The organism is Nocardioides sp. NPDC057577 (genome assembly GCF_042801335.1).
GTDB lineage: Bacteria > Actinomycetota > Actinomycetes > Propionibacteriales > Nocardioidaceae > Nocardioides.
In genome coordinates this window covers 1-25522 of sequence record NZ_JBHVGB010000027.1, presented here as the reverse complement: position 1 = coordinate 25522, position 25522 = coordinate 1, and the positions used below count along the sequence as shown (strand labels likewise).

At 67.7% G+C, this 25522-nt stretch carries 25 protein-coding genes; 14 read left to right on the top strand and 11 right to left on the bottom strand.

The annotated features are described in order from the left end of the window. The first annotated feature begins 22 nt into the window (after positions 1 to 22). Positions 23 to 1177 (top strand): flavodoxin-dependent (E)-4-hydroxy-3-methylbut-2-enyl-diphosphate synthase, encoded by a 1155-nt coding sequence (gene ispG / locus ACFU7D_RS08375; RefSeq protein WP_378865662.1) that lies wholly within the window; start codon positions 23 to 25, stop codon positions 1175 to 1177. Positions 1178 to 1359: 182 nt separating this feature from the next. Here the strand turns inward: ispG and ACFU7D_RS08370 are convergent, their stop codons facing one another. The 6 genes from ACFU7D_RS08370 to ACFU7D_RS08345 all read right to left on the bottom strand — a co-directional run bounded on the left by ACFU7D_RS08370 (position 1360) and on the right by ACFU7D_RS08345 (position 4980). After that, entirely contained in the window at positions 1360 to 1821 is a 462-nt protein-coding gene (locus ACFU7D_RS08370) for a hypothetical protein (protein WP_378865659.1), read from the bottom strand. Positions 1822 to 1824: 3 nt separating this feature from the next. Then, positions 1825 to 1968: a hypothetical protein gene (locus ACFU7D_RS08365; protein ID WP_378865656.1), complete on the bottom strand. Its 144-nt coding sequence runs from the start codon at positions 1966 to 1968 to the stop codon at positions 1825 to 1827. Positions 1969 to 2169: 201 nt separating this feature from the next. Continuing rightward, positions 2170 to 3138: a viperin family antiviral radical SAM protein gene (locus ACFU7D_RS08360; protein ID WP_378865653.1), complete on the bottom strand. Its 969-nt coding sequence runs from the start codon at positions 3136 to 3138 to the stop codon at positions 2170 to 2172. Between the two features lie 36 nt (positions 3139 to 3174). Beyond that, positions 3175 to 4188 carry a phosphoribosyltransferase gene (locus tag ACFU7D_RS08355; RefSeq protein WP_378865650.1) on the bottom strand — a complete coding sequence of 338 codons (1014 nt, stop codon included), beginning with the start codon at positions 4186 to 4188 and terminating at the stop codon, positions 3175 to 3177. A 229-nt stretch (positions 4189 to 4417) separates the two neighbouring features. Further along, on the bottom strand, positions 4418 to 4828 hold the full coding sequence (locus tag ACFU7D_RS08350) for a hypothetical protein (protein ID WP_378727880.1): 411 nt from the start codon (positions 4826 to 4828) through the stop codon (positions 4418 to 4420). Beyond that, positions 4825 to 4980 carry a hypothetical protein gene (locus ACFU7D_RS08345; RefSeq protein WP_160024439.1) on the bottom strand — a complete coding sequence of 52 codons (156 nt, stop codon included), beginning with the start codon at positions 4978 to 4980 and terminating at the stop codon, positions 4825 to 4827. The genes ACFU7D_RS08350 and ACFU7D_RS08345 overlap by 4 nt, the downstream gene beginning before the upstream one ends. A 221-nt stretch (positions 4981 to 5201) precedes the next feature. On the opposite strand from ACFU7D_RS08345, the gene ACFU7D_RS08340 reads away from it, so the two are divergent. Both ACFU7D_RS08340 and ACFU7D_RS08335 read left to right on the top strand, forming a co-directional pair. Continuing rightward, complete coding sequence (locus ACFU7D_RS08340) at positions 5202 to 7205, top strand: hypothetical protein (RefSeq protein WP_378865648.1); 2004 nt, start codon at positions 5202 to 5204, stop codon at positions 7203 to 7205. Next, positions 7189 to 7971, top strand: a complete 783-nt coding sequence (locus tag ACFU7D_RS08335; protein ID WP_378865645.1) for an SDR family NAD(P)-dependent oxidoreductase — start codon at positions 7189 to 7191, stop codon at positions 7969 to 7971. The genes ACFU7D_RS08340 and ACFU7D_RS08335 overlap by 17 nt, the downstream gene beginning before the upstream one ends. Here ACFU7D_RS08335 and ACFU7D_RS08330 read toward each other — a convergent pair. Further along, complete coding sequence (locus ACFU7D_RS08330; RefSeq protein ID WP_378865642.1) at positions 7906 to 9933, bottom strand: hypothetical protein; 2028 nt, start codon at positions 9931 to 9933, stop codon at positions 7906 to 7908. The genes ACFU7D_RS08335 and ACFU7D_RS08330 overlap by 66 nt on opposite strands. Before the next feature lie 191 nt (positions 9934 to 10124). Here ACFU7D_RS08330 and ACFU7D_RS08325 point away from each other — a divergent pair, with 191 nt between their 5' ends. Together ACFU7D_RS08325 and ACFU7D_RS08320 are read left to right on the top strand one after the other, a co-directional pair. Continuing rightward, positions 10125 to 10805 (top strand): hypothetical protein, encoded by a 681-nt coding sequence (locus tag ACFU7D_RS08325; RefSeq protein ID WP_378865640.1) that lies wholly within the window; start codon positions 10125 to 10127, stop codon positions 10803 to 10805. 56 nt (positions 10806 to 10861) lie between these two features. Further along, positions 10862 to 11707: a GNAT family N-acetyltransferase gene (locus ACFU7D_RS08320; RefSeq protein WP_091049798.1), complete on the top strand. Its 846-nt coding sequence runs from the start codon at positions 10862 to 10864 to the stop codon at positions 11705 to 11707. 3 nt (positions 11708 to 11710) lie between these two features. Here the strand turns inward: ACFU7D_RS08320 and ACFU7D_RS08315 are convergent, their stop codons facing one another. Both ACFU7D_RS08315 and ACFU7D_RS08310 read right to left on the bottom strand, forming a co-directional pair. After that, positions 11711 to 12709: a hypothetical protein gene (locus ACFU7D_RS08315; RefSeq protein WP_378865637.1), complete on the bottom strand. Its 999-nt coding sequence runs from the start codon at positions 12707 to 12709 to the stop codon at positions 11711 to 11713. Then, positions 12706 to 13692 (bottom strand): hypothetical protein, encoded by a 987-nt coding sequence (locus tag ACFU7D_RS08310; protein ID WP_378865634.1) that lies wholly within the window; start codon positions 13690 to 13692, stop codon positions 12706 to 12708. The genes ACFU7D_RS08315 and ACFU7D_RS08310 overlap by 4 nt, the downstream gene beginning before the upstream one ends. A 91-nt stretch (positions 13693 to 13783) precedes the next feature. Here ACFU7D_RS08310 and ACFU7D_RS08305 point away from each other — a divergent pair, with 91 nt between their 5' ends. From ACFU7D_RS08305 to ACFU7D_RS08290, 4 genes are read left to right on the top strand one after another with little or no spacing between them, the layout of a single operon-like run. Further along, positions 13784 to 15553 (top strand): proline--tRNA ligase, encoded by a 1770-nt coding sequence (locus ACFU7D_RS08305; protein ID WP_378865632.1) that lies wholly within the window; start codon positions 13784 to 13786, stop codon positions 15551 to 15553. 19 nt (positions 15554 to 15572) lie between these two features. Next, positions 15573 to 16067 carry a GNAT family N-acetyltransferase gene (locus tag ACFU7D_RS08300; protein ID WP_378865629.1) on the top strand — a complete coding sequence of 165 codons (495 nt, stop codon included), beginning with the start codon at positions 15573 to 15575 and terminating at the stop codon, positions 16065 to 16067. Positions 16068 to 16096: 29 nt separating this feature from the next. Next, complete coding sequence (locus ACFU7D_RS08295) at positions 16097 to 17608, top strand: acetyl-CoA hydrolase/transferase family protein (protein WP_378865627.1); 1512 nt, start codon at positions 16097 to 16099, stop codon at positions 17606 to 17608. 26 nt (positions 17609 to 17634) lie between these two features. Then, positions 17635 to 18339, top strand: a complete 705-nt coding sequence (locus ACFU7D_RS08290; protein WP_378865624.1) for an HAD family hydrolase — start codon at positions 17635 to 17637, stop codon at positions 18337 to 18339. Between the two features lie 235 nt (positions 18340 to 18574). On the opposite strand, the gene ACFU7D_RS08285 is transcribed toward ACFU7D_RS08290, so the two are convergent. Both ACFU7D_RS08285 and ACFU7D_RS08280 read right to left on the bottom strand, forming a co-directional pair. Beyond that, positions 18575 to 19006, bottom strand: a complete 432-nt coding sequence (locus tag ACFU7D_RS08285; protein WP_378727891.1) for a DUF4439 domain-containing protein — start codon at positions 19004 to 19006, stop codon at positions 18575 to 18577. Next, entirely contained in the window at positions 19003 to 19440 is a 438-nt protein-coding gene (locus tag ACFU7D_RS08280; protein WP_378865621.1) for a hypothetical protein, read from the bottom strand. Before ACFU7D_RS08280 ends, ACFU7D_RS08285 begins: the two co-directional genes overlap by 4 nt. Positions 19441 to 19607: 167 nt before the next feature. Between ACFU7D_RS08280 and rimP the strand changes: the two genes are divergently transcribed. From rimP to infB, 5 genes are all read left to right on the top strand, one after another. After that, positions 19608 to 20090: a ribosome maturation factor RimP gene (gene rimP, locus ACFU7D_RS08275; protein ID WP_378727893.1), complete on the top strand. Its 483-nt coding sequence runs from the start codon at positions 19608 to 19610 to the stop codon at positions 20088 to 20090. A gap of 3 nt (positions 20091 to 20093) precedes the next feature. Continuing rightward, positions 20094 to 21071 (top strand): transcription termination factor NusA, encoded by a 978-nt coding sequence (gene nusA, locus ACFU7D_RS08270; protein WP_378727894.1) that lies wholly within the window; start codon positions 20094 to 20096, stop codon positions 21069 to 21071. A 2-nt stretch (positions 21072 to 21073) separates the two neighbouring features. Beyond that, the gene (locus ACFU7D_RS08265) at positions 21074 to 21898 is read left to right on the top strand and encodes an alpha/beta fold hydrolase (RefSeq protein ID WP_378865618.1); all 825 of its coding nucleotides are present in this window, start codon (positions 21074 to 21076) and stop codon (positions 21896 to 21898) included. 94 nt (positions 21899 to 21992) lie between these two features. Then, positions 21993 to 22340: a YlxR family protein gene (locus ACFU7D_RS08260; RefSeq protein WP_378865615.1), complete on the top strand. Its 348-nt coding sequence runs from the start codon at positions 21993 to 21995 to the stop codon at positions 22338 to 22340. 94 nt (positions 22341 to 22434) lie between these two features. Next, a complete protein-coding gene (gene infB, locus ACFU7D_RS08255; protein WP_378865612.1) occupies positions 22435 to 25362 on the top strand; it encodes a translation initiation factor IF-2 in 2928 nt (975 codons plus the stop codon). Positions 25363 to 25522: the final 160 nt, after the last annotated feature.

Genomic DNA, 25522 nt, shown 5'->3' with positions numbered 1-25522 from the left:
CCCGCACGTAAGATTGGTAGACATGACGTCGATCCCCCTCGGTATGCCGGAGGCTCCCGCCCCGGTGCTCGCCCCTCGCCGCAAGACCCGCCAGATCAAGGTCGGCTCGGTGGGCGTGGGCAGCGAGAGCCCCATCTCCGTGCAGTCGATGACGACAACGCTCACCTCCGACGTCAACTCGACCCTGCAGCAGATCGCCGAGCTCACCGCCTCGGGCTGTGACATCGTCCGGGTCGCGTGCCCGAGCCAGGACGACGCCGACGCGCTGCCGGCGATCGCGAAGAAGTCGCAGATCCCGGTGATCGCCGACATCCACTTCCAGCCGAAGTACGTCTTCGCCGCCATCGAGGCCGGCTGCGCGGCGGTCCGGGTCAACCCGGGCAACATCCGCAAGTTCGACGACCAGGTCAAGGAGATCGCCGCGGCCGCCAAGGACCACGGCACCTCGATCCGGATCGGCGTCAACGCGGGCTCGCTCGACAAGCGGCTGCTGGAGAAGTACGGCAAGGCCACCCCCGAGGCGCTGGTCGAGTCGGCGATCTGGGAGGCCTCGCTGTTCGAGGAGCACGGCTTCAACGACTTCAAGATCTCGGTCAAGCACAACGACCCGGTCGTGATGGTGCGCGCCTACGAGCTGCTCGCCGAGGCCGGTGACTGGCCGCTCCATCTCGGTGTCACCGAGGCCGGACCGGCCTTCCAGGGCACGATCAAGTCGGCGGTCGCCTTCGGCCACCTGCTCAGCCAGGGCATCGGCGACACCATCCGGGTCTCGCTCTCCGCGCCGCCGGTCGAGGAGGTCAAGGTCGGCATCCAGATCCTGGAGTCGCTCAACCTCAAGCCGCGCCGCCTCGAGATCGTCTCCTGCCCCTCCTGTGGCCGCGCCCAGGTCGACGTCTACACGCTCGCCGAGCAGGTCACCGCCGGCCTCGACGGCCTCGAGGTCCCGCTGCGCGTCGCGGTCATGGGCTGCGTCGTCAACGGCCCCGGCGAGGCCCGCGAGGCCGACCTCGGCGTCGCCTCCGGCAACGGCAAGGGCCAGATCTTCGTCAAGGGCGAGGTCATCAAGACCGTCCCCGAGGCCGCCATCGTCGAGACGCTCATCGAGGAGGCGATGAAGATCGCCGAGGGCATGGAGCCTGTCGAGGGCGCCGGCGCTCAGGTGTCGGTCAGCGGCTGAGGTGGGTGGATGTTCACCGAGGTAACTCGGTGAACACTCGCTTCCTTCGTGGAGTTCCACGAGGTGAGTGCGAGCTCACCGAGTTACCTCGGTCGGCTTCCCCAGGCAGAAGGGCCCGGTCCGCCATGGTCGGACCGGGCCGCTCCTTTCGCAGCACACCCCCTCAACTGTGCTGCGAGTCCTCACCACTTCATCAGCAAGGCGACCAGGCTGAGGAACCCGAGGTGGATAGCTGCACTGCCTGGATCGCGTGCCGCCAACTCGCCCCACGCCAGTGCTCCTTCGCCCATGCGGACTCCGACTGCGTGGGGGAGCCCGTCGAAGGCACGGTTCTCCCAGGCGTACGCCACGACGAACCCGAGTGTCGGAGCACCGAGGAACACGACCAGCGCAGCCTTGACCGGAACGATCCACGGAACCGGTTCTGCGAAACGCCGGGCCACCCCCACGCTGCGGGTGGACACCCATCCGCTGCCACCGTGGCGGGCATCGAACGTCACCTTGGCCCTACGACCGGTGGTCGCGATCACCACGCCCCGCCTGCCGGTCCGGACTCCTCGCCCGGCGAGTCGGTCGCCGAGGCTCAGATGGATCGTGCGCCGGGCCCGGACGATGTCGCCGGGCCGAGCTCGTCTGCTGATCATCGGCTACTCCACCTCCGTAAGGTCGGTGGCGGCGTACGCGGTGATGATGGTCTTGCACGAGTGCCGCTCGGCGCTGAGCAGCTGACTGAAGCCGAACACGATGATGAGCGTGACGGCGAACACGACGAAACTGGACTTGTGGTTCATCGCTGATCCCTCCCCCTGGTGGTTTCGACACCGTCTCGAAAGGAGACGTCTCCAGGGTGATGCCAACTGCGGCCGCGGCGGTAGCGTGAGAGCCGAAGAGAGGATCAGATCAAGACAACCGCGCCCGAATCAGGACGCTCGCAGGACGGTTGTCGGACAGAAACTGCATGAATCTTGGCGGTATGCGGGACGGGCTCCGGTCTAGGGCCTGCTCATGTCGCCCATGAGTTCGGTGTAGCGCAAGTCGAATTTCTGTTGGTCCCAGGGCACGGCGTTCCACGCCTCGTCCACGGAAACCTCGGTCATCGGCTCGGAGTAGCCGTAGCCGTTCTCGGGTACCTCGTCGTACCAAAAGAACCGGGCGAGTGGGTCGACCATTGCGTAGGAGCCGGTCATCTCGTCGTTGTCCTCCGTGGTGATGACCACGCCCGTGAGGCCTGAGCGATTGTCCACGAATGCCTCGTACTGCCGCGCGAACTCCCTGAATGCCTCGTCGCTGACGGCTGTCTCTGATGAGTAGACCGGCAGCATCTTCAGGATTTTCCAGCGATCCGGGCGGACTGATGTGAGGACATTCTCGAAGTCCTCCCCGACGTTCAACGCGCTGACGACGGTGTTCACCTTGATCTCCGGCGGGGCAACCTTCATGCGATCCGCCGCCTCGCGGATGCCAGCAATCTGGTCGGCCACCTTGCCGAGGTCGAAGGCCATGCCGCTGCGTGTCGCGCGTCCGATCTCGAGGTTTGTCGTCGAGATGGAGGAATCGATGCTGACCCCGACAATTGCGACGTTCTCGACGGTCCACTCGGGGGTGAATCTTTGAAGCATGAGCCCGTTGGTGACGTACGAGGCGCGGGCCTGCAAGTCGTGACGCGCGTACTCGATCAGATCGGCGACGTTTGGAAGCAGCGCAGGTTCGCCTCCCACGAAGTTGAATCGCAGGGGGCTGCCTTCGCTTCTGTCTCTGCGGAACCGGGCAGCGAGCTCCGACATGATGCTATGAGCAGTCGCGGTCTCGGCCCAAGCGGTCTCGTCTTTGGTAAATCCCTCTAGCGGGAGCCACTTGCCGAAACAGTACGTGCACTGGTAGTTGCAACGTTCTGTGACATGCAAATTGACGACCATCTCGACATCGGTCACTGCCGCATCTTTGCAGATGAACTCGCTCATCTCTGGGTAATGACGTTCCCGATTTTGACACGTTTCTCAACCTTCGGCCCGACGCTTGAGATCTGCGACGAGATCGTCGTCGATCGTGAACGCAGAGTCCAAGACGAGATCCGCATCCGCGAGCCGGTCCTGGACGCTCAGATCTGCGCGCTCGAAAATGCTGAAACAGTTGCGTGTGGCAATGCCCTCGTGCACGCGCAAGAGCTTGGCGACCTTCGAATTCAGAGAACCCATGACAATGTCGTCGACGATGATGGCCTCGACCCCGTTGTTGATAGCAACGTCGATCTCGTCGCCGAAGGTGCGTTCTACCGCGTAGCCGAATCGCGGCGGACGAGAGGTCGTGCGAACCATGAGGAAAGGTACGCCGCAGAGCTCGGCGACTCGGTTGCCGACGAGAATGTTGCCCTCTCGAGCCGTTGCGATCACGGTTCTGTCGGGGTCAAGCCCTCCGAGCTTCCGGCGAACCCTGCGTGCCAAGAACTGGGCGAGGCTCTCGCGATGGTGAGATGAGCATGACGCGGAGTGGAGGTCGATGTAGACGGTGATGGGGCTGCGCTTGTGGTATCCGACAAGAAGCGGATCTTGTGTGACGAAGACGTACTCGGACGTGATCGCCCGCACCGTCACGTCCGTGATGCGATCGAGCGCAGGCATGGCCAGTCTTGGATCCAGCCGCACCGCCCGATTGGGACGAGCCGGCGGTTCGGCTATCTGTTGAATCGCCGGGTCCGGTTGGAGATCCCGGGGACGCTCGCCGCGAGTAGTTGCTTCTGCGCGCTCCCATCGCCGCTCCCACTCCCGACTCCATTGCCGGATCCAGTCGGTGCGTTGCTCGCTGTCGTAAGTGATGGGCACAGCGGCGCGCACGATGGCGAGGAGGAGGTCGCGGGGGACGAGGTTGGTGTTGGCGGTGGCCGCGTACGCACGGCTGTTGCTGATGTTCGCGCCGAGCGCCACCTGGCCGATGCCCTTGCCGGTCCAGTTCTTGACCCAGATGCGGAGGTCTCGATTGAGGGCGGCTGGACTGTCGTCAGGTTCGAGGGCCATCTCGTCCTCCCCTGAAGCCGCCTCTTCACGTGTGGGTCCCGGATCCGTCCTGATCCAGTCCCGCTGGAGTCCAGCAAATCTATCGTCGTGGTCTTGACCGAGCATCCGTTTCGGGAGAAGTCGTCGGATCGCCGCCCACGTACGCAGGAAGCCCGGTCCTCACTCGGACCGGGCTTCCGTCTTCTGCTCCGAGACGTCCCCCTGCGTACGCCTCGAAGGTGTTGTGGTCTCACCAGTGCATCAGCCTGGAGACCACGCCGAGGAACCCGAGGTGGAGCAGTGCTCCGAGCGGGTCCGTGGTGACCAGGTGGCCCCAGGCGAGGGCGGCCTGGCCCATCTGGTTGCCGAGGGCCGTGGCGAAGCCGTCGAGTCCGCCGTGGGTCCACAGGTGGACGACGACGAACCGGAGGCCCGGTACGACCAGGAACAGGACGAGTGCGGCCTTGACCGGGAGGATCCAGGACAGCGAGCCGCTGCCGGTGGACCTCAGGTTGCCGGTGCGCACCCAGCGGGTGCCGCTGCTGCCGTTGAAGCGGACCTTGGTGCGGCCTGCGGCGGTGGCGACGACGACACCGCGCTTTCCGGAGCGGGTGCCGCCGCGGGCCCGGACGGTTTCGCCGGGGCGCATGAAGCTGTTCATGACAGCACTCCTTCCGTGAGGACGACGGACACGGACGAGGTGCCGGCGGCTGCCTGGCACGTGGGCGGCTCGGCGCTGAGCAGCTGGTTGAAGCCGAACACGACAAGAAGCGTGACGGCGAAGGTGGCGATGCTGAACTTGTGGTTCCTCATGGTCATCATCTCCTTCAGCGGTGGGGCCCGAAGGTGGGGCCGGCGCTGTCCCTGATCGGGACATCTCCAAGGTGGCGGACGCCACATCCAACTCGCCAGTAGCCGGGTGGGAGTGGAGACGAAGTAAAGACAGTCCCTGGTCAGTTGGGACGTTTCTGGGACAGAATTGGGACGCCTGCGAGATACTCTCAACCGCGTTCGCGACGACTCGGCGAGGGGAAATGACCGACGAATCTCTCTCACCCGAGCAGTTCAACGGCGATTTGCGCGCCTGGGTCCGCCAGGTGACCGGAAAAGCTGACGGCGGCGCCGGTGTGGCCATGGCCCGGAGCACCTTCTACCGGCGTACGTCCGGCTCGAAGCTGATGCCGCTCGACGAGCTCATCCGCGTGGTCGGCGGCGCTGTGCCGCGCACCCTGGACCCGGCCCATCGGGGTGAGTGGATCCGGAAGAACACAGGCATCTGGCAGGCGAAGTGGTGGAAGGCGTACGCCTGGCGTGGCGAGGACACCGCGGTGGCCGTGCCTGTGCTGGGCCCAGCGACGACGGCGGCACCGGTGCCCGCCACCGGTTCCCGGCTGACCTTCCCGCGGGCTCGGGTGGCGGCGCTGAGCGGGCTGACGACCGAGCAGGCCACGATCCCGCTCGTCGAGGCCCTCGGCCGGTGGCTCGACAATACCGAGTCCAACCTGTTCTTCCTCACCGGACCCTCGGGCTCGGGGAAGACGATCGAGGCCAGGGAGTGGACCGCCTCGAAGCAGCAGGTGCGCTACATCAGCCTGCGTGACGGTGCGGTCGACTACGGCGACATGGTCGGCGAGGACCGCTCGCCGATCGTCATCGACGACTTCGACCTGATCTCCTCCAGCGCCGAAGAGCACGGCGTCACCCGGCCCGACCTGAGCGAGCTGCGCTCGGCGTTCGGCCGGGGTGGACGGTTCGTGGTGATCAGCAAACGCAACCTGCAGACCGAGCGCGACGAGCTCGCCGAGCAGCTGCGCAGTGCGGCCCGGCTGGAGGACCTCGGCGTCGAGGACCCGATGGTCGTACGCGTCGAGCCGATCTCCCCGGTCGAGGTCCGCGCCCTCGGCGAGGAGCGCGGCGGCGACGAGAAGCTGCGCAACCTGGCAGCGGAGATGGAGCGGGGCGGTGGGTTCTTTCCGGCGACGCCGATGGTCCTCAAGCAGCTCTACGCCTCCATCGAGGAGGGCGCTCCGGCTCCCCGGACGCTGTGGGACGGCTACACCGTCCACCTCAAGCACATCTGCGGTCAGCCCTGGGACCGGAAGAGCTCCCGCATCCCCAGTCGGGTGCGGTTCCAGACCTACCGCGACATCGCGTGGGACCTGTTCACCGGGATGGATGAGCCGGGCTCGCAGGAGCAGGACCTGATCCCGGTCCCGCGCGTCTCGGAGTGGCTCTTCGCCAACCTGCAGCGTGACCTCGACATCACCAGGCAGCGTGACTTCCTGACGTACGAGTGGATCGCCGATCTGCTCGATCACTCCGAGGCCTTCGGAGTGACCGGCCGGACCAGGGACTCGGTGGAGTCGGCGGAGTTCGCCCACGAGACCTTCTATCGGTACTTCGTCGCCGAGAGCATCCGGGACCGGCTACGCGACGGCCGCGCGATGGCGCTCGACGGCGCCCGCTTCGTCCACATGCACCTCGGCGGGATGGTGATGACCTTCCTCAAGGCCGGGTTCCAGCCCGGTGACCTCGACGCGGTGGCCCGGCTGAGCGTACGCGAGAGCCTGTCCTGGATGGACCGGCTGATCTGCCTGTATCTGACCGAGGAGCGGGAGGACTACGGCGACCTCCTCGACCAGGCGCCGCAGCGCTACTGGGACGAGCTCGAGTTCGTGCTGGAGGCGTTCCAGTCGCTGTTCCTGCGGAAGGCGGCGATGTTCCAGCTGATCCTGCGCGGCCGGGTGCCGGTCGACGGCTACCTGCGGATCCTGGACCGTGAGGAGGATCCACGCACCGTCGGTCGGGAGCGCGACGCGCTCCGTATGGACACCGACATCACCGGGGCTCTGATCCGACGGCTGCAGCATCCGGTTCTCGCGCCGGCGATTCCGATAACCGCATATCGGCTCGGGCAAATGGGTGATATCACTTGCCTGAGCCATCTCGAAGCTCTCACTGGTCTGCCGCCCACCCACGAGGTCGTGGTGAGGACGGCGATCCAACGGATCAAGGAGCGCCATGAGCACACTGCCTGAGTCGCCGGGCGCGCAGTCTCGGCCACCGGTGCTTGTCCTCGGAGCCACAGGCGACCTCGGCAGTGCAGTTGCCCGCAGGCTCAGTGCCGACGGCACGCCGGTGATCGTGCATGGCTACAGCCGCACCACCGAGCTGGCCTACCTGGCCGACGAGACCGGTGCCCTCGCACGGGTGGAGGCTGACCTGACCACCGACGACGGCGTGGATGCCCTGGCCGAGACGCTCGCCGGGTTCGAGACGCTGTCGGGGCTCATCAACTGCTCCGGCATCAACCCCAGCCCCGACACCGTCGCCGAGATCGACCAGGCCGAGTGGCAGCTGACCCTCGACCTCAACCTGACCTCGGCGTGGCGCACGGCCTCGCTCGCGCTGCCCAAGCTGCGGGCCGCCCGGTCCGGCGCGGTCGTCCTGGTCAGCTCGGTCTTCGGGATCCGTACGCCGTCACGACGGGCTGCCTATGGCGTGTCCAAGCACGCGCTGACCGGGCTCGCCCAGGCGATCGCGCAGGAGGAGGAGGGCATCGTCCGGGCCAACGTCGTCGCACCAGGCCCGATGTGGAGCGAGTCGTCGCGGCAGATCTTCGTCAAGCACGCTCGCAAGGAGGGTGTCACTGTCGATCAGTACATCTCCTACCGGGCCGCACGCATCCCCGGACACCGGTTCGTGACCGCCGATGCCGTCGCGAAAGTTTGTGTCTTCCTAGCCTCTGACGTCGCCAGCGCCATCAACGGGCAATGTATCGTCGCGGACGGCGGCGAGTACTGACTGAGCCTGTCGGCGCTCGATACCCGCGACGGCACGCCGCACGGCGTCGTCCAGCCGTCGGTCGCCGCGACGGAGGTCCTTGAGCACCGAAATACAGCTCTCGTCGCCCATCTGACCGAGGCGGAAGACCGTGATCGGTATTGCCGCTTTCAGTTCGGGGTTCGTCAGTCGTGCGACCAGTGACGCTGAGATCTCGGCGGACGATCCCTGGACGTCACGTTCGAAGGCGAGTGCCTGTTCCCTCTGCGCGCGGTTGGGTTTCTTCTCATCGGCTCTCAGACGTCTGACGTACTCCCAGGCCGTCGCGCGCTCGGCGACGACGCGCTGGTAGAGGATGGCATTCTGGAGGAAACGGGAGTCGAAGGGTTGGCGCGCGGACTCGAGATGTGCCCAGTAGTCAGCTGGCGCCCGAGCCAGCAGGTCTCTGAATCCTGGACGCTCCTCCAGCAGGTACAGGTACAGGAGCCTGTCGAGCCATGGCAGTGTTGTGACGGCGCAGAAGCCCTCGAGGGTCTGATGGTCCGTCTCGGACAGACTTGGTTTCAGAAACGTCATGACGGGCGAGTCCATGATCGCTTCAGCCACCCCTGCCGCCTTGAGGTCAAGTGTCTCGGGCTGTCGAAGCCGCGCGGTGATGGCGGCAGCGACGAAGAACTCGTAGTAGCTCTGGTGCGTGAATCTGGCTGCGCCGCGCTTGTCGAGTGTTCCGGTCAGAGTCCTGAAGATCTCGTCCAAGCGAAGAAAGTCGGTAGTCCACTCGCGAGGCTCGAGGTCGTCAGGATGCGGAACATTCGGTTCCTCGCGAACCTGCGCCATGATGGTCGTGCCGACCTGCGTGGTGGGGATGGAGAGCGGTCGAAGGGGATCAACTTCGTTCGGGCTGGTGCAGATGCTCCACGCTATGTCTTGGTAGATCCGGTGCCTGCACTGGGGCGGGATGTGGGAGCCGTCGTCTGACGTGGTTTTGGTCAGATAGGACAGGTAGACGGAGTACGCCTCCCACCGTGTCTTCGGCACGGATGCGTCTTTGTCCAACCGCATGGACAGCTGCCGCAGGACCATAGGGCTGGCCAGCTCGTCGCTCAATGCCTGCGGGATCACATCGGCAAGGCGAATGAGTTCGGCGTCCTTGCGTTCCTGGCCGAACTTCCTGAGTGCCCCTTGGGTCAAAGGCCTGACCAGGACGACCTCCGGCGCCTTTGCGCCGATCCTGTCGAGCCGGTCGGTGTCTCGAAGCTGCTGGGCGAGGTTGTCCAGTTCCGCCTTCGGATTGCGCCTGCTCAAGACGATGCACCGGTAGTTGGCGGCGAAGAGGCTGCGCAGCTTGCTCAGGTCCGGCTTGCCTCCGTTGGCGAGGGACGGGAACGGGTCGAAATCGTCGATGACGATGACATTGTCCTGCGTCTGGGGGACCGACCGGAGTCGTCCGACGATCGGTCCATCGAGCAGGGTCAGATAGTGGGCGGCTCCTTGTTGCGCCATCCACAGGCGGATCTCCGTCGTCTTGCCCGATCCGGATGACCCGCTGATGAACATCAGGTTCGACCAGGTCCTCGAGAGCCAATCGTCCAGCACTGCGGCCAGCGGACTCTCGGTCTTGCCTGGGGGCTGTAGGTGAGTGACCCTTGCTCGCGGCAGGCTGAGGTGGTTCGACTTTGGACGGCTGGTCGCTTCGACACTGCGCGTCTGGCTTCTCGATGACCTCTCGGCCAGCCGCCATTTGACCTCCCAGTCGTCCAACTCACGCCTGACCCAGGCGTCTCGCGCCTCACCGGCCAAGTTTTTCGGGGCACAGGCCTCGACCTTTTGGCGAAGGACCGGTAGCACCAGCAGATTGTCGGCGGAGGTCATCTTGTAGTTGATCGACTTGGAGTGCCCGGGCAACTCGCCCACTGAGCTGCCGGTGACGCCCCTGACCCAGGCGCGGAACTCTTCATTGAAGGCACTGGCGGTGTATTCCACGGGCGACCTCGGCGATTGCTGGCATTTCAGTATGCCCGGTCGCGGCGCCGGTAGGGGGTGGAATTACGGACACGTTTCAGGACTGGAAACGATGCGCTATTCGCCGTGAGCATGTGAGATACGGCGCGTCTTGTCTGATACTTTGTGCGCGTCCTCGAGGCTTACGTCGAGCCGAGGAGTTCCTTCAGGACTTGATGCAGATGACCTCGTTGTGGATCGCCATCGATCACGCTGACACTCGCCTGTTCACGAGCGTCAGCGGTGTCGACATTCGACCTGAGGTGCTCCCTTTGGTGTTGGACATGCCGCAGTGGGGATTGGTCGTATCGCAGGAGAGAGCCAATGAAGCGCGGGTTGTTCCGACCTGTGTGGGCATGGCAGACGTCAGGTCCACCGCCGACCTTCGCGCGCTCCCGGTGCCCTCGAAGCCGACCTCGGCCATCAAGATCGGCTTCACTCACCTTCCGATGGGATGTGCTGCCGCAGCCGCGGTTGTACTGGCGAAGGTCCATACCTATGGCTTCGTGTTCATCGAGCCGTACTGTCGGGAGCCGCAGTGCCTGGCGATGCTGTCCAGGCTGACCGACTTCACCTCACGCGACGTCTATCTCAAGCTGGCGCCGGACCAGGCGACGACGGATGCGTTGCGGATGAGTGGGGTTCCTCCTCGACGGTGGGTCGCTAGGTCTGATGGGATGTCCTGGGGCGAGTTCCGGGAGCGGCTCGTCGACGCACAGGCCTTGGGGGCCAGCGGCGTCATGGCGGGCCGGGCGCTGTGGGGCGATACCGTAGGCATGGCCCAAGCCGAGCGGAAGACGGTGCTTCGGGAGCGGATGACGCAGATCCAAGCCGCCTTCGACAGCGGCGCCTGATCCGGTCCGCGAGCCGTAGGGCGACGTACGACCGGATTGGCCCTAGGCTCGGTGACATGTTGACGACGCGCCAGGGGATCCGCCCGCTGCATGCGGGTGATCTCAGCGCGTTCCTCGACCTGACCGCACAGGATCCGGTGGTGAACGTGTTCGCGGAATACCGGGCGCGCACCACCAACCTCGAGCCGCGCTGGCTCGGCGGTGAGATCTGGGGCCGCTGGGACGGCGGCGACCTGGTCGCGGCCTGTCACGTCGGCGCCAACCTGGTCCCCATCCAGGCCACCGAGGAGGACGCGTACGCCTTCGGGGAGCGGGCCCGCAGCCGCATCCGCACCGTCTCGACGATCGTCGGGCGCCAGCCCGCGGTGCGGGCGCTGTGGGGATCGATCGGCGAGTCTTGGGGCACACCGCGCGACCAGCGCTGGGAGCAGCCTCATCTCGAGCAGCAGCTGCAGAGCATGGTCGATCCGGACCCGTTCGTGCGCCGCACCGTCCGCGCCGACATGGACGCTCTCTATCCGGCGTGCGTGGCGATGTACACCGAAGAGGTCGGGATCTCGCCGGAGACCGGCGGCGGCCGCGACCTCTACCGTGCCCGGGTGCTCCAGCTGATCTCGCGCGGGTGGTCTTTTGCCCGGATCGAGGACGGCGAGGTCGTCTTCAAGGCCGAGGTCGCCTGCGCGACCCCCGAGGCCGCCCAGATCCAGGGGGTCTGGGTGCCCGAGCACCGCCGCGGCGAGGGCCTCGCCGCCCGCGGGATGGCCGCGGTCTGCGACATCGTCCGCAGCGAGATCGCCCCACGCGTCTCTCTCTACGTCAACGAGTGGAACGCTCCCGCGCGTCGTGCCTACGAGCGGGCCGGCTTCCTTGAGACGGCCCGCTTCTCCACCATCATGTTCTGAGTTTCAGCTGTAGGACCTCCAGGCTCGCTCGCAGTCCGCGACCTCGCAGCGCACCAGCCAGGACTCACGGGTGGCGGCAGAGCTCATCAGGACGCGGGTGTTGGTCTCCCAGGCGTACATCCACACCCCGTTCGGGTTGCGGTAGGTGGTCAGCAGCGTGCCCCGGAGGCTGCGGCGGCGGACCACGTCCGCATGGTTCTCGTGCTCGATCGCGTTGGTCGCGAACCGGGCCCCGTCGGGCGAGAACGACGCCACCGCCTCGAGGCAGCCCCGCCACAGCGTGGTGCCGGGGGCGGAGACGGTGGAGACCACCGAGCAGGCGTCCAGGTTCGAGGGGTCCTTCGTGTACGTCGCCAGACGGTTGGATGCGAAGCTGCCCGCGTACGCTGCCCGGGAAGCGATCGTCTTGATCGTGCCGGACTGCCAGTCCCAGATCATCGTGCGCGGAGTACCGAAGCCGCCGAGGAGCACCCGGGTGCCGCTCACGTCGATGGGGTCGGGCCTGGTGGACGCCTTGAAGGTGTGCCGGGCGACGACGGCGCCGGTGCTGGCGCTGCGTATCTGGGCCTGGATCCCGCCGCTGGTCAACGTGGCGGTGTTGAGCAGGTAGCGGCCGTCGGCCGACAGCCTGGCCCTGTCCGCGTAGTACATGGACTTCAGGGTCTTCTGCGGGACATCGAGCTGCACCCGGACGATGTCGTCGATGTTGCGGTTGGTGACCCGCAGCACGAACCCCTTCCCGGAACGGCCGAGCAGCTCGAACCGGTCGAGGTCGTCGCCGACCAGCTCGACCGGCGTCTTCATGCCGGTCGCCGGGTCGACCACCGACACCGACGTGTCCGCGGGCCGGTGCAGGTAGGGAACGGTCGGTCTCTCGCCGACGGGCAGGGGCAGGGGACGTACGTCGACGGTCGGAGCGGCGGATGCCGGCGACATGAGCAGCGAGAGTGTGGTGGCGGCCAGGGCGGTCCCTGCCAGCACGCGGATGAGTGTCGTCTTCATCGGAGGTCCTCGATGTGTCCCTTGGCGGCGCGCTCGCAGACCGAGGCCTCGCAGCGGACCAGCCAGGAGGTCGTACGGTCGTTGGGATAGGACTGCAGCAGGATCCGGGAACTGGTCTCCCAAGGTCCTACCCAGACTCCGTTCATGTTGGTGTAACGGGTCAGCAGGGTGCCGTTGATGCTGCGGCGCATGACGTGCTCGGCGCCGCCGTCGTTCTGCGCGGTGGCGATCCGAGCGCCGTCGGGGGAGAAGGAGACGACCTTCTCGGAGCACGTGCGCCAGGTCGTGGCGCCGGGCGTGGAGATCTTCGAGACGTACGTGCACTCCGGCTGCCCCGAGAAGCTGTCGTAGGTCGCCAGCCGATCGGTGGCGTAGGAAGCGACGTACGCCGTCCGGTTCGCGATCGTGACGATCGCTCCGGTGCTCCAGTTCCAGGTGAGGGTACGGGCGGGTGAGTGGGCGCCGACCAGGACCGTCGTCCCGCGTACGTCGAGGGGAATCACCCGAGAGCGGACCCGGAACCCGTGAGCGCTCACCTGACGCCCCGTCGTGGCGTCCAGGACCCGTGCCACGGCGTTGTCATTCGGGTAGGTCAGCACCAGCAGGTAGCGGCCGTTGGAGGAGAGCCTCGCGTCTTCGGACAGGCCCAGGTCGATGAGCACCTTCGGCGCCTTCCCCGGTTCCACGCGCACGATGCGGTGCTCAGGGAAGACGCGCACCAGATAGCCGTTGCCGGAGGCGCCGAGAAGGTTGGCGTGCCCGGATCCGGACATCGGGATCGAGATCCTCGTGTCACCGTCGACGACGTCGTAGTCACCCGCGGAGCCCGCGATGTAGGGGACCGTGGGCGGCTCTCCCATGGGCAGCGGGAGCGGTCGGACGCTGATGGACGGAGCGGCAGAAGCCGGCGACAGGAGCGTCGCCGACAGCATGAGAGCAGCAAGGATGGCCGTGGCCAGTGCCGGGATTCGGATACCTCTCATGAAAGTAAAGATGCGCGGGGTGCTGCCGGGGTTGCAACGCCAATTCCAACCGGTTCGCGGGAGCGGTCCCGCGAGCCGTACGCTTGCCCGCATGCCCGGAACTACAGCCCGTATGTCACAGCTCTTCGTGCGGACTCTGCGTGAGGATCCCGCCGACGCCGAGGTCGCGAGCCACAAGCTGCTCGTCCGCGCCGGCTACATCCGCCGCGCCGCTCCGGGGATCTACTCCTGGCTGCCGCTGGGGCTGCGCGTGCTGGGCAAGGTCGAGCAGATCATCCGCGAGGAGATGGCCGCGATCGGCGCCCAGGAGGTGCACTTCCCGGCGCTGCTGCCGCGCGAGCCCTACGAGGCGACCGGCCGCTGGACGGAGTACGGCGACGGCATCTTCCGGCTCAAGGACCGCAAGGACGCCGACTACCTGCTCGGGCCCACGCACGAGGAGATGTTCACGCTCCTGGTCAAGGATCTCTACGGCTCCTACAAGGACCTGCCGCTGGCGATCTACCAGATCCAGACGAAGTACCGCGACGAGGCGCGTCCCCGCGCGGGGCTGCTGCGCGGGCGCGAGTTCATCATGAAGGACTCCTACTCCTTCGACTACACCGACGAGGGACTGTCGGCGGCCTACGACGCCCACCGCGCGGCGTACGTCAAGGTCTTCGACCGCCTCGGGTTCGAGTACGTCATCGTCAAGGCCACCTCCGGCGCGATGGGGGGCTCGGCCTCCGAGGAGTTCCTGGCCGTCTCCGAGGCCGGTGAGGACACCTTCGTACGCTCGCCCGGCGGCTACGCCGCCAACGTCGAGGCGGTCACGACGCTGGCCCCCGAGGCGCTCTCCTTCGAGGGTGTGCCCGCCGCCCACGCCGAGGACACCCCGGCGACGCCGACGATCCAGACGCTGGTCGACCACCTCAACGAGGCGTTCCCGCGCGAGGACCGTGCCTGGGAGGCCGGCGACACGCTCAAGAACGTGCTGGTGACGCTGCGTCACCCCGACGGCACCATCGAGCCGCTCGCCATCGGCCTGCCCGGTGACCGCGACGTCGACATCAAGCGGCTCGAGGGCCAGCTGGAGCCGATCGAGGTCGAGCCCATGGACGACGTCGAGCTCAAGAAGCACCCCGAGCTGGTCAAGGGCTACATCGGTCCCGAGGCCCTGGGCGAGGAGTCGGTCTCGAAGATCCGCTACCTGGTCGACCCGCGCGTGGTCACCGGCACCCGCTGGGTCACCGGCGCCAACGTCGAGGGCAAGCACGTCATCGACCTGGTCGCCGGCCGCGACTTCACCCCCGACGGCACCATCGAGGCCGCCGAGGTCCGTGAGGGCGACCCGGCTCCCGACGGCTCGGGCCCGCTGACGCTTGCCCGCGGCATCGAGATGGGCCACGTCTTCCAGCTCGGCCGCAAGTACGCCGACGCTCTCGGGCTGCAGGTGCTCGACGAGAACGGCAAGCTCGTCACCGTCACCATGGGCTCCTACGGCATCGGCGTCACCCGCGCCGTGGCCGCCGTCGCCGAGGGCACCCTCGACGACATCGGCCTCGCCTGGCCCCGCAACGTCGCTCCGTACGACATCCACCTGGTCGCGACCGGAAAGGACGCCGCCGTCTTCGAGGCCGCCGCGACGCTCGCCGGTGAGCTCGAGGCCGCTGGCATCGACGTGCTCTACGACGACCGCCCCAAGGTCTCGCCGGGCGTGAAGTTCAAGGACGCCGAGCTGATCGGGGTCCCGACCATCGTCACCGTCGGCAAGGGCCTGGTCGAGGGCAAGGTCGAGGTCAAGGACCGCCGCAGCGGCGAGAGGACCGAGGTCGCCCTCGCCGACGCCGTGGCCCACCTGGTCGGCGTCGTACGCAGCTGACCTGGAGCATCGACGTGTCATGAGCAGCGAGCACCCCGATCTCACCTTCAGGCCCGCGACGGAGGACGACCACGTGCGGGTCCAGGCGCGACTGGGTGAGTGGTGGGACGACTGGGGCGACCCGCACGCGACGATGATGCGCACCCTGATGCTGACCCGGCTGTTCTTCCAGCATTTCAACGACACCTCGACGATCGTCGAGGACGAGAGCGGAGAGCTGCGGGGGTTCCTGATCGGGTTCATGTCCCAGGACGACCCGCGGGCGGCGTACATCCACTTCGTCGGGACCGATCCGAAGCTGCGGGGGACCGGAGTGGGACGGGCGCTCTACGAGCGCTTCTTCGGGCAGGTGCGCGAGCGCGGGGGCGAGGTCGTGCGGGCGATCACCGGGCCGCAGAACGCGACGTCGATCCGGTTCCATCGCTCGATGGGGTTCTCCGTGTCCGAGCCTCAGCCCGACTATGACGGTCCGGGATACGACCGCGTCTGCTTCGAGCGCGTTATCGGGCGTTGACCGCGTCGAGGTAGGGCAAGATCGACCCCATGACGGGGGACAGGATTCTCGACCACAGGCTCGGCCGGCGGGTGGTGAGTGCCGCGGAGGCGGCCGAGCAGATCGCGCCGGGGGAGACCGTGGGCTTCTCGGGGTTCACCGGGGCCGGCCACCCGAAGGCGGTGCCGGCGGCGCTGGCGGAGCGGATGCGAGCGGCGCACGAGCGGGGCGAGGAGTTCCGGGTCCAGGCATGGACGGGAGCCTCGACGGCACCCGATCTCGATGGCGTGCTGGCCGGTGCCCACGGCGTCTCCAAGCGGCTGCCCTACAACGGCGACCCGCTGCTGCGGCAGCAGATCAACTCAGGTGAGGTCGAGTACGTCGACGTACATCTGTCCCACGTCGCTCAGCACAGCTGGTTCGGCTTCTACGGCGACCTCGACGTCGCCGTGGTCGAGGTGGCCGCGATCCTGCCCAACGGCCTGCTCGTCCCGACCAGCAGCGTCGGCAACAACAAGACCTGGCTGGACAACGCCGACCGGGTGATCCTCGAGGTCAACAGCTGGCAGCCGCGCGGGTTCGAGGGGTTCCACGACATCTACTACGGCACCCGGCTGCCGCCGCAGCGAGCGCCGATCCAGCTGACTACACCGATGCAGCGGATCGGTGATCCGTACCTCCGGGTCGATCCCGAGAAGGTGGTCGCCGTCGTCGAGACCGACCAGCCGGACCGCAACTCGCCCCTGCGCCCGATCGACGACGACAGCCGTGCGATGGCGGACCTCCTCGTGGACTTCCTCCGCCACGAGGTAGGCAACGACCGGCTGCACCACAGCCTGCTCCCGCTCCAGGCCGGCGTCGGCAATGTCGCCAACGCGGTTCTCGCCGGCCTCCAGGACGCCGAGTTCGAGCACCTGACCGCCTACACCGAGACGATCCAGGACGGCCTCCTCGACCTGCTCGACTCGGGCAAGCTGATCGGCGTCTCGTCGACCTCCTTCGGGCTCTCCGAGGAGGGTGCGCAGCGGTTCAACGACGACATCCACCACTACAAGGGCCGGATCCTGCTGCGACCGCAGGAGATCTCCAACCATCCCGAGGTGGTCCGGCGGCTGGGACTGATCGCGATCAACGGGATGGTCGAGGCCGACATCTACGGCAACGTGAACTCCACCCACGTCGCCGGTTCCTCGATCGTCAACGGCATCGGCGGCTCGGGCGACTTCGCCCGCAACGCCTACCTCAACTTCTTCGTGTCTCCCTCGACCGCCAAGAACGGAGCGATCTCCTCGATCGTGCCGTTCGTGAGCCATGTCGACCACACCGAGCACGACGTGCAGGTCGTGATCACCGAGCAGGGTCTGGCGGACCTGCGCGGTATCTCTCCGCGGGCGCGGGCACGGAAGATCATCGACAACTGTGCCCACCCCGACTACCGCGACCGGCTCGCCGACTACTTCGAGCGCGCACAGCGGGAGCGTCCGGGCGCGATGCACACACCGCATCTGCTCGGTGAGGCGCTCTCCTGGCACCGCTCCTATGTGGAGACCGGGCGTATGTGAGTCAGGGCGTCGGTAGGGTCGTGGCCATGGCGATCGACGCGGTGATCTTCGACTGGGGCGGCACGCTGACGAAGTGGCACGACATCGACTTCCACGCGGAGTCGCTGGCGCTCGCCCAGGCCGTGAGTGGTGCCTGCGACGACGACCACCCGGTCAATGCGACCAGGCTGCACCAGGCCGGAGAGACGATCTGGGCCCGCAGCCGCGACTCCCAGCAGAGCTCGGTGATCGGCGACCTCTTCGACGAGGCCGGGCTCGAGCACGATCCGGAGCTGCTCGACGCCTACTACGAGTTCTGGGAGCCGCACACCCTGACCGACCCCGAGGTCGGGCCGCTGTGGGAGGCGCTCCGCGCCGACGGCGTACGTGTCGGGGTGCTGTCCAACACGATCTGGCCGCGCGCGTGGCACCGCGGGTTCTTCGAGCGCGACGGGGTGCTCGACCTGCTCGACGGCGACGTCTACACCTCCGAGGTGCCCTGGACGAAGCCCGCCGAGGAGGCGTTCCACGCGGCGATGGCGGCCGTGAAGGTCTCGGATCCGTCTCGATGCGTCTACGTGGGCGACAGGCTCTACGACGATGTGTACGGTGCTCAGAAGGCTGGTCTGCGGGCGATCCACATCCCGCACAGCAACATCCCGAGCAGCCAGCTGGGCCACAGCGAGGGCTCTCCGGACGCCGTCGCACAGCGACTGGGCGACATACACCAGATCATTCGCTCCTGGGAATGACGCCGGGAAAAGTTGCAAGTTCTTGCAATGCGATTTTACGGGTCTGGGCCAGTCTCGGCGGGGATTGCATACTTCTGCAAGAGAGGTACCGCCCCCAGGCGGCTTCTCAGGCCTCGTGTCCAGGCCAAAACCTGGCCCGCGAGCCGCCCGGTCTCGGGAGACATCTCGGGAGTCTCCCGCGCCGGACGGTTCGCGGGCCACGTTCGTTTTCGCCGGTCACGTCGGCTCGTGCGGATCAGGTCCCGGGGAACGCTCGCGGCTTCGCGCCCAGGTCGAGCTGCCGCGCGGCCGCCCGGCAGAGCAGACCGATGAGCAGCGTCCGGTCGGTCCCGGTCGCCTTCGGAGCCAGCGACAGATAGGTCGCGGTGGTGTCCTGCTCCAGCCGCAGCGCCGCGGCGCCGATGCCGGCCTCCGATCCGATCCGGCCGGGCAGGTCGTAGACGGCGGAGGGCGCGACCGGCTCGATCCCGGCGGCCACCACGTGCGCGGCCAGCGCCTCTCGGGCGTTCACGTGGTCGTCGTACGCATCGGTGAGCGCCCGCGCCAGGGCCGGCGAGGACGTCGCCGAGGTGCGCCCGCCCAGGGCGCCCAGGACGTAGATCGCGGAGTGCTCGACCGCGAGCGCCGCCTGGACCGCTTCGGTCGAGGCCGAGGTGGCCGTGGTCATGCCAGCCCCCGTCCGTGCAGGAGCTGCTGCTGGCCGGCGGCGGCCGAGGCGAGCAGCGTGATCAGCTGCGGGTCCGCCGCGCGCCCGGCCGCGGCGGTGAGCGTGGTGACCAGGGCGAGCTGGCGCTCCTGCCAGCGTCCGGTCGCCGAGGCCGCGGTCACGCCCTTGGTCGGCGCCAGTGCCTCGATGTGCACGCGATGAAGCTGCACGAACGCGGCCGGGGCGCCCTCGTCGGCGCCGAGGATCTCCGCGACCGTGGCGTCGATCACACTCTGGTCGGGGTTGGCGGGGGCCGGGGGAGTGCTGGGTGGAGGTGCTTTGACAGGATCCAGCACCTCCGAGGCCGAACAGGCCGAGGCGGCCAGTGGGGCAACCACGGCGACACCCACAGTGGTGCGCCGCGAGAGCATCCGGAGGGTACGTGCGCTGGCCACGTGAGAAACCCTAACGACACCCGGCGGGAGTCGCGTCAGCGGCTTTCCAACACCGCCGCGCGCTGTTCGAGACACCCGAGGCGTACAGGTATGGTGTCACCAGAAGTACCGCGTGCTCGAAGGCGCATACAACAGGAACAGACAACAGGATGCAGGGGGAGATCGCGTTGAGTGCTGAGCGGAAGGACGCGATCGCGAGTGCCATCGAAAAGGCCCTCGCAGACCCGCTTCTGGCCCTGGGCTTCGACATCGAGGCCGTGGAGATCACGCCGGCCGGCAAGCGCCGGATCCTGCGGATCGCCGTCGACAAGGACGGCGGGATCACCCATGAGGAGGTCACCGAGGCAACCCGTGAGGTCAACCGGGTCCTCGACGAGTCCGACGTGATGGGCGAGCAGCCCTACACGCTCGAGGTGACCTCGCCCGGTGTCGACCGGCCGCTGACCCTGCCGCGCCACTGGCGCCGTAACAAGGGTCGCCTGGTCAAGGTCACCATCACCGACGGCTCTGCCTTCACCGGCCGGGTCAAGGAGTCCGACGACGAGCGGGCGAGCCTCGAGGTCAGCGGCAAACGTCGCGAGGTGGCGTACGCGGACGTGAAGAAGGCGCTTGTGCAGATCGAGTTCAAGCGGATCGACGAGGGGGAGTAGGCCATGGACATCGATATGAGCATCCTGCGGATGCTGGAGCGGGAGCGGGAGATCTCGCTCGATGTGCTCGTCGAGGCGATCGAGCAGGGGCTGCTGACCGCCTACCACAAGACCGCGGGCGCCCACACGAAGGCGCGGGTCGACCTGGACCGCAAGACCGGGCACGTACGCGTGCTGGCGGCCGAGGTCGACGACGAGGGCAACGTCGTGGGGGAGTACGACGACACACCCGAGGGCTTCGGCCGGATCGCTGCCACCACCGCCAAGCAGATCGTGCTGCAGCGGCTGCGCGACGCCGAGGACGACGTGAAGTTCGGTGAGTTCTCCGGCAAGGAGGGCGACATCCTCTCCGGCGTCATCCAGCAGGGCCGCAACCCCGACGACGTGCTCGTCGACCTGGGCCGGCTCGAGGGCGTCATCCCGCTCTCCGAGCGCGTGCCGGGCGAGGACTACAGCCACGGCACCCGGATCAAGGCGCTCGTGGTCAGCGTGCGCAAGGGCATGCGCGGCCCGCAGATCACGCTCTCGCGCTCGCACCCCAACCTGGTCAAGAAGCTCTTCTCTTTCGAGGTGCCCGAGATCGCCGACGGCACCGTAGAGATCTCCGCGATCGCCCGCGAGGCCGGCCACCGCACCAAGATCGCGGTCACGTCGACCGTTCCCGGCGTCAACGCCAAGGGCGCCTGCATCGGCCCGATGGGCCAGCGGGTCCGCCAGGTCATGTCCGAGCTGCAGGGCGAGAAGATCGACATCGTCGACTGGTCCGAGGACCCCAAGGTGCTCGTCGCCTCCGCGCTCTCGCCGGCCCGGGTCTCCTCGGTGCAGATCATCGACGAGGCGACCAAGTCGGCCCGTGTCGTGGTGCCCGACTACCAGCTCTCCCTGGCCATCGGCAAGGAGGGGCAGAACGCCCGCCTGGCCGCTCGCCTGACCGGCTGGCGCATCGACATCCGCTCCGACGAGGAGACCCCGGTCGCCTGATCGTGCGTGAGACCGCTCTGACCGACCCCGAGGGCGTCCTGCTGGAGCCGGACGGGGCCAGCACCGGCGTACTCGTGCTCTCGGGGTCCTCGGGGCGGATCGAGACCGACCGCTGCCGGATGCTCGCCTCGCACGGGGTGGCTGCGGCGTCGATCCGCTACTTCGGTGGTCCCGGACAGCCGGGCCAGGCCCGGCTGATCCCGCTGGAGACGTTCGACGACGTCCTCGCCGACCTCCACTCCCGCTACGAGCGGCTGGTGGTGCTCGGTACGTCCTGGGGTGCCCAGGCCGCGCTCCTGCTCGGAACCCTGCACCCAGAGATCGACGCCGTGGTCGGGATCTCCCCGACGTACGTCTCCTGGGCGGGCCTGAGCGAGGAGCGTCCACAGCGGTCCTCGTGGACGCTGCGTGGTGAGCAGGTGCCGTTCGTGCCGTTCGACGACGAGGCGATCGAGGACGCGGTGACGGAGGCGCACGGAGAGCTCCCGTCATTCTGCGAGGCCTACCTCTCGGCCCTGGAGAAGTACGCCGACCGGGTGCCTGCCGCGACCGTCCCGGTCGAGCGCATCGCCGGCGACGTCGTCCTGGTCGCCGGGGGCGACGACGCGCTGTGGCCCTCGGTCCTCTCCGCCGAGGCGGTCCGGCGGCGGCGTACGGCCCACGACCTGGAGACGATCGTGGTCACTCATCCCGATGCCGGCCATCGGGTCGTGCTGCCCGGCGAGCCGGTGCTCCCGCTCAGCCCGCGGCTCGCGTGGGGTGGTTCGGAGGCGGCCGACCGCGAGCTCGGCCTGCGGGCGTGGCCGGAGATCGCCGCCGTCCTGTGATCGCCGCCAGCTGCTGAGGACGGGTCACGGAATAAGAACGACCGGTGCCCCGGTTTCGTCTACCGAACCCCGGAAGCGGTAGTGTTAAGGATCGGTGGCACGCCTCGAAGAAACTACGCAGAACGGACCTGTCCGTACGTGCGTGGGTTGCCGGAAGCGGGCCGCCAAGCGCGAGTTGTTGCGGGTGACCGCCGGCTCGGACCGCAACGGCCAGCCGGCCGTGGTGCCCGATCCGACTGCCACCGCACCCGGGCGAGGGGCGCATGTGCACCCCACGCGTGAGTGTTACGAACTCGCGGTGCGCCGGAAGGCGTTCACCAGGGCCCTGCGGGCCGAGGGTGGGCTTTCCAGCGCGCCGGTGGAGGAATACCTCGACCCGCGCCAGACACCCACGACCGTCGCCGACGGTCAACCGACCAGGAACTGGAGCAAAAGCTCATGAGCACTCGATGAGTACTTCGCGATGAGCGTGTTCTACAACCACTAACGGTCACAGGTTTCACCCAGGATTTGGGTCTGTGGCCAGAAGGAGAATTGTGGCTAAGACCCGAGTCCACGAGCTCGCCAAAGAGTTCGGGGTCGAGAGCAAGTTTGTTCTCGAGAAGTTCAAGGAGATGGGGGAGTTCGTCAAGTCGGCGAGCTCGACCGTCGAGCTGCCTGCGGAGATGCGTTTCCGCAAGGAGATCGGCCCCGGCCTGAAGGGCGGCGGTTCCGCGTCTGCGGACGAGAAGCCTGCTGCCCCCAAGCCCGGCCCCAAGCCCGCGGCTCCCAGGCCCGCGGCTCCCAAGAAGGCTGCGGACACGGCGCCCGAGAAGCCTGCCGAGGCTCCTGCGGCGACCAAGCCGGCTGCGCCCAAGCCGGGCCCGAAGGCCCCGGTCAAGAAGGCCGAGCCCGCGCCGGCCGCCCCTGCGGCATCGGCCCCGGCCGCTCCCAAGCCCAGCCCGGCCGCTCCGGCGAGCGGCGACCGACGTTCGGCCGCCCCCAAGCCGGGTGCGCCTCGGCCTGGTGCCCCCAAGCCCGGCGCTCGTCCGCAGACCCCTGCGGCCCGCGGTGGCGCGGGTGGTGCCGGCGGCGCTGGTGCCGGTCGCCCCGGACCGCGTCCGGTCGGCAAGCCCGGTGCTCCGCGCCCGGGCAACAACCCGTTCTCCTCCAACCAGGGCATGGGGCGTCCGCGTCCCGGCGGCCAGGGTGGAGGCCAGGGTCAAGGTGGCCAGGGCGGTGCCCCGGCCGGCGGCGACCAGCGTCCCCCGCGTCCTGCTGCTGCCCGTGAGGGTGGCCAGGCCGGTGGCCGTCCCGGCATGCCGCGTCCCAACCCGGCGATGATGCCGAAGTCCCCGGCCGCGTTCGGTGCCCGTCCTGGTGGCGGTCCCGGCGGTCGTGCCGGTGCCCCGGGTCGTCCCGGTGGTGGCGGCGGTCGTCCGGGCGCCGGTGGGCGTCCCGGTGGCGGCGGCGGTGCCGGTCGTCCTGGTGGCGGCGGCTTCGGCGGCGGTCCCGGTGGCGGTCGTCCCGGTGCCGGTCGTCCCGGTGGTCGCGGAACGACCCAGGGTGCCTTCGGTCGCCCGGGTGGTCCCTCGCGCCGTGGCCGGAAGTCGAAGCGGGCGCGTCGCCAGGAGTTCGAGGCCATGGAGGCCCCGACCATCGGTGGCATCCGGGTCCGCAAGGGCAACGGCGAGACCGTTCGCCTGGCTCGTGGCGCGAGCCTGACCGACTTCGCCGAGAAGATCAACGTCGACCCGGCCCAGCTGGTGCAGATGCTGTTCGGCCTCGGTGAGATGGTCACCGCGACCGAGTCCGTCAACGACGAGACCCTCGAGCTGCTCGGTGAGGAGCTCAACTACATCGTCCAGGTCGTCTCCCCCGAGGACGAGGACCGCGAGCTGCTGGAGTCCTTCGACATCGAGCTCGGCGACGAGGGCGACGAGTCCGACTGGACGGTCCGACCGCCGGTCGTCACCGTCATGGGTCACGTCGACCACGGTAAGACCAAGCTGCTCGACGCCATCCGTGACGCCAACGTCATCGAGGGCGAGGCCGGTGGCATCACCCAGCACATCGGTGCCTACCAGGTCTCGACCGAGGTCGACGGCAACGAGCGCAAGATCACCTTCATCGACACCCCGGGTCACGAGGCGTTCACCGCCATGCGTGCCCGTGGTTCGCAGTCCTCGGACCTCGCGATCCTCGTGGTCGCGGCCGACGACGGTGTGATGCCGCAGACCATCGAGGCGCTCAACCACGCCAAGGCGGCCGGTGTCCCGATCGTGGTCGCGATCAACAAGATCGACAAGCCGGAGGCGGACCCGACCAAGGTCCGTGGCCAGCTGACCGAGTACGGCCTCATCCCCGAGGAGTACGGCGGCGACACGATGTTCGTCGAGATCTCGGCGAAGTCGCGGATCAACATCGAGGGCCTTCTCGAGGCCGTCGTGCTGACCGCCGACGCCTCGCTCGACCTGCAGGCCAACGCCAGCCAGGACGCGCAGGGCATCGTGATCGAGGCTCACCTCGACCGTGGCCGCGGCCCGGTCGCGACCATCCTGGTCCAGCGCGGCACGCTGCGCGTGGGTGAGTCCATCGTCGCCGGTCCGGCCCACGGCCGCGTCCGCGCGATGATCGACGAGTACGGCCACGAGATCACCGAGGCGACCCCGTCGCGTCCGGCGATGGTCCTGGGTCTCTCGGCGGTGCCGGGTGCCGGTCAGAGCTTCCTGGTCGTCGAGGACGACCGGATGGCTCGCCAGATCGCCGAGAAGCGCGAGGCACGCGAGCGTGCCGCGCAGCAGGCCAAGCGCCGCGTACGCCGCACGCTGGAGGACTTCATGGCCTCCATGGAGAAGGGCGAGAGCCAGGAGCTCAACCTCATCCTCAAGGGCGACGTGTCCGGTTCGGTCGAGGCGCTCGAGGACGCACTGGCCAAGATCGACGTGGGTGGCGACGAGGTCTCCATCCGGGTCATCGACCGCGGTGTCGGTGCGATCACCGAGACCAACGTCGACCTGGCTGCTGCCTCCGACGCGATCATCATCGGCTTCAACGTCCGCCCGCAGGGCAAGGCGACGGAGCTGGCCGATCGCGAGGGTGTCGAGATCCGCTACTACTCGGTCATCTACCAGGCGATCGAGGAGATCGAGGCGGCCCTCAAGGGCATGCTCAAGCCGGAGTACGAGGAGAAGGTCCTCGGCAAGGCGGAGATCCGTGCGATCTTCCGCTCGTCCAAGCTGGGCAACATCGCCGGTGTGCTGGTCCGCTCCGGCGAGGTCAAGCGCAACACCAAGGCGCGCCTGCTGCGCGATGGCAAGGTCATCGCGGAGAACCTCAACATCTCCGGTCTGCGTCGCTTCAAGGACGACGTCACCGAGATCCGCGAAGGCTTCGAGGGCGGTATCAACCTCGGAAACTTCAACGACATCAAGGTCGACGACGTCATCGCGACGTACGAGATGCGCGAGAAGCCGCGGGTGTAAGCACCGCGCCTTCCGGGAGTGACCGGTCCGGGGCCGGTCGGCGGAGCACAATATCCGTCGATCGGCCCCGTCCGTTCGTTGTACGGTTCTGATGTCCCCGCCCGTTCGCGGCGGGGCCATCGATCCCGGACCGGCGGGTGAACCGGTTTCACATGTATGT